We start from the raw sequence: 7,867 nt of genomic DNA, 5'->3' as shown, positions 1-7,867 counted from the left end.
GCATAGGCGAGGTGCGTGAGCCCGCATTCGTCGACGGTGATCCCCGCGACGCTCAGCCGCTCGATCAGCGCCTTGCGCAGTTCGACCCCGACCTCGTCATGGTTGCCGCGCAGCGTGATTTCCTGATGTTCGATATCGTCATAGGGATAACGCGAGCCGATCGAGCGCACCGCGGCTTCGATCTGCGCCATCACGAATTCCTTGTAATCGTCGACATCGAACAGCGCCTGCGCGGTGTCGGTGACGCGCCACACGACCTGCGCCGCCATCTCGATCGGGTTGCCGCGCAGGTCGTTGACCTTGATCTTGTCCGAAATGACATTGTTTGCGCGCACCGCGATCTTCTTGCGCGAAAGCCAGGGCAGAACCCAGCGCAGCCCGCTTTCGCGGTCGGTGCCCTTATACGCGCCGAATAGCTGGATCGCCGCGGCTTCGTTGGGATTGATCAGGTAAAAGCCGCAGAGGATCAGCAGGCCGGCGATTGCGCTCGCAACGACGACGCCCCATTTCCACGCGACCATATATTCGGCGTTGGCGTTGGTGATCCCCGCCCAGGCGGCGACGCCGAGCAACAGCAACCAGATGAACAGCATCAGATAGCCGCTCTGCGTATTGGCGCGCGTCTCGCGACTGCGGTTCAGCGCCGGTGTCCCTGTTTCGACCATGTTTCCCTCCGAATCACCCGATATAAAGATGATATCATATTTATATCGAATCGGGCGGCGGTCAATCGGGATTCGAGCGAACGGACGCGCGCATCGGTTTTTCGCTGGGACAAGCCGCGCAACTGGCCGCACTTGGGGTCGATCGTGTTTAGACTGGGGTGTGTGGGGGTTGTCTATAGCGGCTGCCTGCGGCAGTTTCGAGGCATAGCACAGTTCGGACTTCAAAACTGACGCGATCGTGCGCGCAGGAGGATAGATGCTCCAGGGCAAAAAACTGGTTCAATCCATGTTCGCGCGTAGCGGCTACAGGATAGTAAGGTCAGAATCTGGCGATCAGTATCGGCCGACCCCGGCCGACGCGCGCAACTCTGCCAGCTTGCTCCATGAGATACTTCCCGTGGTGCAGCACAATGCGCTGACCGGAGAATGGCCGACACCGGAATTTCTGGAGGACTATTTCGATGCAAGCCGCCTTGCGATGGCCCGCCTTCTGCTCGACCAATGCGATGCCGAAGACGTCGAAATCGCGGGCAAGCGCGTTCTGGACATCGGGTGCCACGCAGGGTGCCTGCTGCGCCTCATGCGCGGAAGATACCCGGAAGCCTCGCTCTTCGGATGCGACATCAGCGATGTGAAGCTCGCGATGGCCAAACGGGCGTGCCCCGACGCCGAACTGTTCTTCAGCGCGCTCTCGGACCTTCCTCGGTCATCGCGTTACGATGTGGTGTTTCTGATGGAAGTGCTCGAGCATATGGTCGATCCCGAAGCGGTTGTCCGGCGCCTGCTCGATATGGTGTCAGCCGCCGGGACGCTCATATTGACGGTTCCCGATGGGCGGAAGGATCAATTCCCCGCCAAGGAGTATCATGCGGAGTTCGATTCCTACGCGGGCCACATCAACTTCTGGAGTCCCGAGAGCTGGCACTATTTCCTTATGCGAGCCGCTCCCGAGTGGAAACTCAGGACGGGAACGCTGTCGACCGGACATTTGTTCGCGGCACTGAGCATGAAGAATAAGGTGAACTAGACCCTGACCCCAGGATAAACAAAGAGGGCGAAAACGCCCTCTTTGCCTCCCCGGTTCTGTTCAGATTATTCGGTCGGGAAACCGCGCTTTTTCAGCAGCGCCTTCACGTCGGGATCGCGGCCGCGGAAAGCGCGATAGGCCTCGGCGCGGTCGGTCTCGTTGCCCGTCATCAGCAGGATGGTACGGAACTTGTCGGCGACGCTGCGGTCCCATGGGCCGCCCGCCTCGGTGAACGCCGCCCAGGTGTCGGCGTCCATCGTCTCGGACCAGAGGTAGCTGTAATAGCCCGCCGAATAGGCGTCCGAGCTGAACAGGTGGCCGAACTGCGGCAGGCGGTGCCGCATCACGAGCTCTTTCGGCATGCCGATTTCGGCGAGCGTTTCGCGCTCGAACTTGTCGGCGTCGGCCGGCGGAGTCTTGCGGTCGTGCAGCTTCATGTCGACGATCGCGCTTGCGAGATACTCGACCGTCGAAAAGCCCTGGTTGAACTTGTCCGACGCGAGGATCTTGTCGACCAGCGCCTGCGGCATCGGCTCACCCGTCTTGTAGTGCGTCGCATATTTCGACAGCACTTCGGGGGTCATCAGCCAATTCTCGTTCACCTGGCTCGGATATTCGACGAAGTCGCGCGGCACGCCTGCCAGTGCCGGGTAAGTGATGTGCTGCAGCAGATAATGGATGCCGTGGCCGAACTCGTGGAACAAGGTCGTCGCATCGTCGAGGCTGATCAGCGTCGGTTCGCCCTTTGCGGCTTCGGTGAAATTATTGTTGTTCGCCGCGAGGACGTTGCGCTCGCCGCCGAGCGTCTGCTGGCTGCGATAGGTCGTCATCCACGCGCCCGAACGCTTCCCGTCGCGCGCGAAATTGTCGAGGTAGAAGACGCCGACATTCTCGTTCGTCTTGAGGTTATAGACCTCGAAGGTGCGGACCTTGGGATCGAAGACGGGGATCGTGCCGGTATTCTCGCGGAAGCCGAGGTCGTAGAGCTGCCCCGCCGACCAGAACATCGCGTCGCGCAGCTTGTCGAGCTGGAGATAGGGCTTCACTTCGCTTTCATCGAGGTCGTATTTCGCCTTGCGGACCTTCTCCGAATAGAAACGATAGTCCCACGGCTCGATCGTGATCTTGGGGCCCTTGCCGGCCTTGGCTTCGGCGTCGGCGATCGCCTGCATGTCGGCGACCTCTTCCTTCACGCGCGCGACCGCGGCGGGCCAGACCTTCATCATCAGGCCCATCGCCGCCTCGGGCGTCTTCGCCATCGTGTCGGCCATGCGGTAATGCGCGTGCGTCGGGAAGCCGAGCAGCTCGGCGCGCTGCTGGCGCAGCTTCAATATCTCGACGATCGTCGCATTGGTGTCGTTCGCGTCGCCATTGTCGCCGCGGCTGATAAACGCCTTGTAGACGCGCTCGCGAAGGGCGCGATTGGTCGCGCCCTGCATCACCGGCTGCGCCGACGAGCGGGTGTTCTTGATCGCCCACTGGCCGGGCTTGCCATTCGCTTCGGCCGCCGCGGCGAGCGAGGCGACGAAGCTGGGCTCGAGACCCGCGAGCTCGGCCTTGTCGGTGACGAAGGTGTAGAGCTTCTCGTCGCCGAGCAGTTTCGACGAGAAGGCCGAGAACAGCCCTTCGAGCTTCGAGTTCATCGCGACCAGCTTCGTCTTGTCGGCGGGCGACAGGTTCGCGCCGTCGCGGACCATCTCGTCATAGCTGCGCTCGACGATGCGGATCTGCTGCGCGTTGAGGCCGCTGCTGTTCCGCTTGTCGTACACCGCCTTGTAACGCGCGAAGAGCTTGGGATCGAGGAACAGCTCGGTGTAGAAGGTGGTGAGCTTGGGGCTCCATTCGGCGTCGATATCCTCGACGCGGTCGTTCGACTTGTTCGACGTCTGCACGCCCCACAGCGCGAAGAGGCGGTCCATCGTGTCGCCCGCGAGCATCATCGGGACGTGCGTATTCTCGAAGGTCGGAACCTGCGGATTGTCGATCACCGCCTGCACCTCCGCCTTGGTTTCGGCCATGCCCTTGACGAAGGCGTCGGGGAACAGCTCGGGATCCATCTTGTCCCACGGCGGCACCCCTTCGAAGGGGCCGGTCCACGGCGCGAGCATCGGGTTTTTGTCGGCCAGCGCGGTGGCGGGAGGCGGGACGATCGGTTGGGCGGTGGCAGTCATCTGGCTATAACCCACGATCATCGCGGTGGATGCAAGCATGATCGACAAATGACGGGCAAAAGGCTGCGCGGTGCGCGACATCGATAAATCTCCCCGGAGGATAAGGTTTCGAACGAAACCATGTCGGGCGCCGCTTTAACCTTATATGACAGGGGGGTGCAAGCCGGCTAAGCGCCAAATAACTGCTGGATCAGGCCGGGCACGTCGACGCGAAAAGTGAAAATGCCGCCCGCATGCGGCTGCGTTTTGCGTTCCTCGTCGGTCAGATTCTTGCCCGCGCTGGTGACGAACGCGGTCTGGAGGTCGGGTCCGCCGAAAGCGATCATCGTCGGGCGCTGCACCGGCAGGTCGACCGTCTGGAGCAATTCGCCCGCGGGCGAGAAGCGCACGATGCGCCAGCCGTCCCACAGCGCCGACCAGTAACAGCCCTCGGCATCGACCGCGGCGCCGTCGGGACGGCCGTTTCCGAACTCGAACTGGTGGAAGATGCGGCCGTTGCCCAGCGTGCCCGCGGCCGCATCGACGTCATAGGCGCGGATCGCGTGGGTCGGGGTGTCGGCGTGGTAAAAGATGCGGCCGTCGGGGCTGAAGGCGGCGCCGTTGCTCGTCGTCAGCCGTCCGAAGATTTCGGTCAGCGATCCGTCGGGATCGAGCCGGTACAGTGTCGCCGCCGGGTTCGCCTTGTCGCTCGTCAGGCTGCCGACCCACAGCCGGCCGGCGGCATCGACGCGGCCGTCGTTGAAACGCTGCTCGGGCTTGTCGGCGAGCACCGCCGGCCCGAACGGACGCGGCGCGGCGCCCCACTCGTCGATCAGCGCGCAGCCATTTTCGAGCGCCGCGACCAGCCCGCTGCCCGCCCGCGGTGCGATGCAGCCGACCTGCTCGGCGAGGTCCATCGCCTCGTCGGTGCCGCTCACAGGATCGGTGCGATGGATTTTGCGGCCATCGATGTCGACCCAATAGAGGCGGGCTTCGGCGGCGTGCCAGACGGGCGATTCGCCGAGCAGGGCGCCGGCATCGAGAAGCAGTTGGACCATGGAACGGTCTTAGCGCGGGCCGCCGAGGCTGCCCAGCGGCTGCAAACCTATTCGGCAAAGGATGCGGCTCCTCCTTCGTCACCCCGGACTTGATCCGGGGTCCATTCACAGCGCCGGAAGGAATGGATCCCGGATCAAGTCCGGGGTGACGAGGAAAGATAAGGCGGCGACGAAAGAGTCTCTTGCCGTAACGTCTTTCTACTTGACGTGGACGTAAACGTAAGGTCTTTTGGCCGGGAAAGATGCGGCCGACTCCCCGCTTGCGTTCGGCCGCTCCAAGGGAAAGGAACATTATGTCGCTCGATAACCTCTCGCGCTCCGCCTACACCGAGGATCATGAGGCGTTCCGTTCGACCGTGCGCCAGTTCCTCGAAAAGGAAATCGCCCCCAATGCGGCGAAATGGGCCGAGGACGGCATCGTGCCCAAGGACATCTGGCCCAAGGCGGGCGAGCTCGGCATGCTGTGCCCGACGGTTCCCGAGGAATATGGCGGGCTCGGCCTCGACTTCGGCTATAATGCGGTCGTCGATGAGGAAAGCGCCTATTATGGCCGCGCGACGACGGGCTTCTCGCTCCAGTCGGACATCGTCACCAGCTATATCGTCAAATATGGCAGCGAGGAGCAGAAGAAGCACTGGCTGCCCAAGATGGTCGCGGGCGAGGTGATCACCGCGATCGCGATGACCGAACCGGGCACCGGCAGCGACCTTCAGGGGATGCGCACGACCGCGAAGAAGGATGGCAATCATTATGTCATCAACGGGTCGAAAACCTATATCACCAACGGCCAGAACGCCGACCTGATCCTGGTGTGCGTCAAGACCGACACCGAGGTCCAGCCGGCGTGGAAGGGCGTGTCGATCATACTCGTCGAGGCGACACGCGAAGGTTACAAGCGCGGCCGCAACCTCGACAAGATCGGGCAGGACGAGGCCGATACGTCGGAGATGTTCTTCGAAGACGTCCGCGTGCCGATCACCAACTGCCTTGGCGAAGAGGGCAAGGGTTTCATCTATCTGATGAGCGAACTGCCGCAGGAACGGCTGTCGATCGCGGTGTCGGCGCAGGCGTCGGCGCAGCGTGCGTTCGACGACACGGTCGAGTTCACCCGCGACCGCAAGGCATTCGGCAAGCCGATCCTCGATTTCCAGAATACGCGCTTCGTGCTCGCCGATTTGAAGACCAAGCTGCAAGTCGGCTGGGCGCATCTCGACTGGGCGCTTAACCGTCACATGAAGAAGGAGCTGACCCCCGAGGAAGGCGCCGCGGCGAAGCTGTGGCACACCGACCTCCAATGGGAAGTGATGGACAAGTGCCTCCAGCTTCACGGCGGCGCGGGCTATATGAACGAATATCCGATCGCCCGCGCCTGGCGCGCCGCGCGCGTGACGCGGATCTTCGGCGGCACGAACGAGATTATGAAGGAACTGATCGGGCGCAAGCTCTGAAGTAATTGGCCCCTCCCCTTCAGGGGAGGGGCCGCGAGACTTGGTCCGGCGTAGCCGGGCCTTTAGTCGAGCGGGGTGGGGGCCATCAGCCTTGCGCAACGCCGACAGCCCCCACCCCAACCCCTCCCCTGAAGGGGAGGGGCTTTAGTGAGAAAGGAATTCTCCCATGGCTACTGCTTATATCGTCGACGCCGTCCGCACCGCGGGCGGCAAGCGCGGCGGCCGGCTTGCCGGTGTGCACCCCGTCGACCTCGGCGCCGCCGTGTTCGACGCGATCGCCGACCGCAATGATTTCGACCCGTCGGCGATCGAAGACGTCATCACCGGCTGTGTGTCGCAGGGCGGCGAGCAGACGATGGACCTCGGCCGCAATGCGGTGCTCGCGTCGAAGCTGCCCGATTCGATCCCGTCGGTGACCATCGACCGCCAGTGCGGGTCGTCGCAGCAGGCGATGCAGTTCGCGGCGCAGGGCGTCCTGTCGGGGACGCAGGACATGGTGCTGGCAAGCGGCATCGAAAGCATGTCGCGCGTTCCGATGGGGTCGACCGCGATGCTCTATATGAAGGAAGGCATGGGCAATTATAAGTCGCCCCGCCTCGAGGAAAAATACCCCGGCATCATGTTCAGCCAGTTCATGGGCGCCGAAATGATCGTCAAGAAGCATGGCTTCACCAAGGACGACCTCGACGCCTTTGCCTATGAAAGCCATCGCCGCGCCAGGGCCGCGACCGAGGCGGGTCATTTCAAGCGCGAGATCGTCGGGCTCCAGATCGAAACCCCCGAAGGGACGCAGACCCACCTCGTCGACGAGGGCATCCGTTTCGACGCGACGCTCGAAGGCATTGCCGGGGTCAAGCTGCTTCAGGAAGGCGGCACGATCACGGCGGCGACCTCCAGCCAGATTTGCGACGGCGCATCGGCGGTGCTGATCTGCTCGGAACAGGCGCTCAAGGATCACGGCCTGACCCCGCGCGCGCGCATCCACCATGTGTCGGTGACCGCGGGCGACCCGGTGATCATGCTCGAAGAACCTTTGTTCGCGACCGAAAAAGCGCTGAAGCGCGCGGGGATGAAGATCGGCGACATCGACGCCTATGAGGTCAATGAGGCGTTCGCGCCGGTGCCGCTCGCCTGGCTCAAATATCTTGGCGCCGACCATGGCCGGCTCAACCAGCATGGTGGCGCGATCGCGCTCGGCCACCCGCTCGGCGCGTCGGGCACCAAGCTGATGTCGACCCTGCTCGGGGTGCTCGAGGCGACCGGCGGGAAGTACGGGCTGCAGACGATGTGCGAAGGCGGCGGTCAGGCCAACGTCACGATCATCGAGCGGCTGTAAAACTTCTCCCCTCCCGCTTGCGGGAGGGGTCGGGGGAGGGCCTGTTCGTTGGCAGTCCCCGACATGCCCCACCCAAACCCTCCCCTGAAGGGGAGGGCTTTTTTCAGGAGAAACCCATGAAACTCGATTCCACCGTATCCGCCGTCGTCACCGGCGGCGCCTCGGGCCTCGGCGCCGCCACCG

General features: G+C 63.1%; 6 protein-coding genes. 3 read left to right on the top strand and 3 right to left on the bottom strand.

Features of this window, described 5'->3' with window-relative positions:
- On the bottom strand, positions 1–665 hold a 665-nt coding region (locus VJ811_RS11000; RefSeq protein ID WP_324072311.1), incomplete at its 3' end, for an SPFH domain-containing protein.
- A gap of 256 nt (positions 666–921) precedes the next feature.
- On the opposite strand from VJ811_RS11000, the gene VJ811_RS10995 reads away from it, so the two are divergent.
- Positions 922–1,692 carry a class I SAM-dependent methyltransferase gene (locus tag VJ811_RS10995; protein WP_324072310.1) on the top strand — a complete coding sequence of 257 codons (771 nt, stop codon included), beginning with the start codon at positions 922–924 and terminating at the stop codon, positions 1,690–1,692.
- Positions 1,693–1,757: 65 nt separating this feature from the next.
- Here the strand turns inward: VJ811_RS10995 and VJ811_RS10990 are convergent, their stop codons facing one another.
- Both VJ811_RS10990 and VJ811_RS10985 read right to left on the bottom strand, forming a co-directional pair.
- Complete coding sequence (locus VJ811_RS10990) at positions 1,758–3,863, bottom strand: M3 family metallopeptidase (RefSeq protein ID WP_324072309.1); 2,106 nt, start codon at positions 3,861–3,863, stop codon at positions 1,758–1,760.
- A gap of 167 nt (positions 3,864–4,030) precedes the next feature.
- The gene (locus VJ811_RS10985; RefSeq protein ID WP_324072308.1) at positions 4,031–4,900 is read right to left on the bottom strand and encodes an SMP-30/gluconolactonase/LRE family protein; all 870 of its coding nucleotides are present in this window, start codon (positions 4,898–4,900) and stop codon (positions 4,031–4,033) included.
- A 293-nt stretch (positions 4,901–5,193) separates the two neighbouring features.
- Between VJ811_RS10985 and VJ811_RS10980 the strand changes: the two genes are divergently transcribed.
- Together VJ811_RS10980 and VJ811_RS10975 are read left to right on the top strand one after the other, a co-directional pair.
- Positions 5,194–6,348, top strand: a complete 1,155-nt coding sequence (locus tag VJ811_RS10980) for an acyl-CoA dehydrogenase family protein (RefSeq protein ID WP_324072307.1) — start codon at positions 5,194–5,196, stop codon at positions 6,346–6,348.
- Between the two features lie 166 nt (positions 6,349–6,514).
- Positions 6,515–7,684: an acetyl-CoA C-acetyltransferase gene (locus VJ811_RS10975; RefSeq protein ID WP_324072306.1), complete on the top strand. Its 1,170-nt coding sequence runs from the start codon at positions 6,515–6,517 to the stop codon at positions 7,682–7,684.
- Positions 7,685–7,867: the final 183 nt, after the last annotated feature.

Origin of the sequence: Sphingopyxis sp., from assembly GCF_035250425.1 — a bacterium.
Classification (GTDB): domain Bacteria; phylum Pseudomonadota; class Alphaproteobacteria; order Sphingomonadales; family Sphingomonadaceae; genus Sphingopyxis.
This window is presented reverse-complemented; position numbering and strand designations above follow the sequence as displayed.

What these genes read in the sequence shown, in the direction of transcription:
- VJ811_RS10990 (WP_324072309.1), bottom strand. Translation starts at nt 3,863, where the DNA reads ATGACTGCCACCGCCCAACCGATCGTCCCGCCTCCCGCCACCGCGCTG.
- VJ811_RS10995 (WP_324072310.1), top strand. Translation starts at nt 922, where the DNA reads ATGCTCCAGGGCAAAAAACTGGTTCAATCCATGTTCGCGCGTAGCGGC.
- VJ811_RS10980 (WP_324072307.1), top strand. Translation starts at nt 5,194, where the DNA reads ATGTCGCTCGATAACCTCTCGCGCTCCGCCTACACCGAGGATCATGAG.
- VJ811_RS10985 (WP_324072308.1), bottom strand. Translation starts at nt 4,900, where the DNA reads ATGGTCCAACTGCTTCTCGATGCCGGCGCCCTGCTCGGCGAATCGCCC.
- VJ811_RS10975 (WP_324072306.1), top strand. Translation starts at nt 6,515, where the DNA reads ATGGCTACTGCTTATATCGTCGACGCCGTCCGCACCGCGGGCGGCAAG.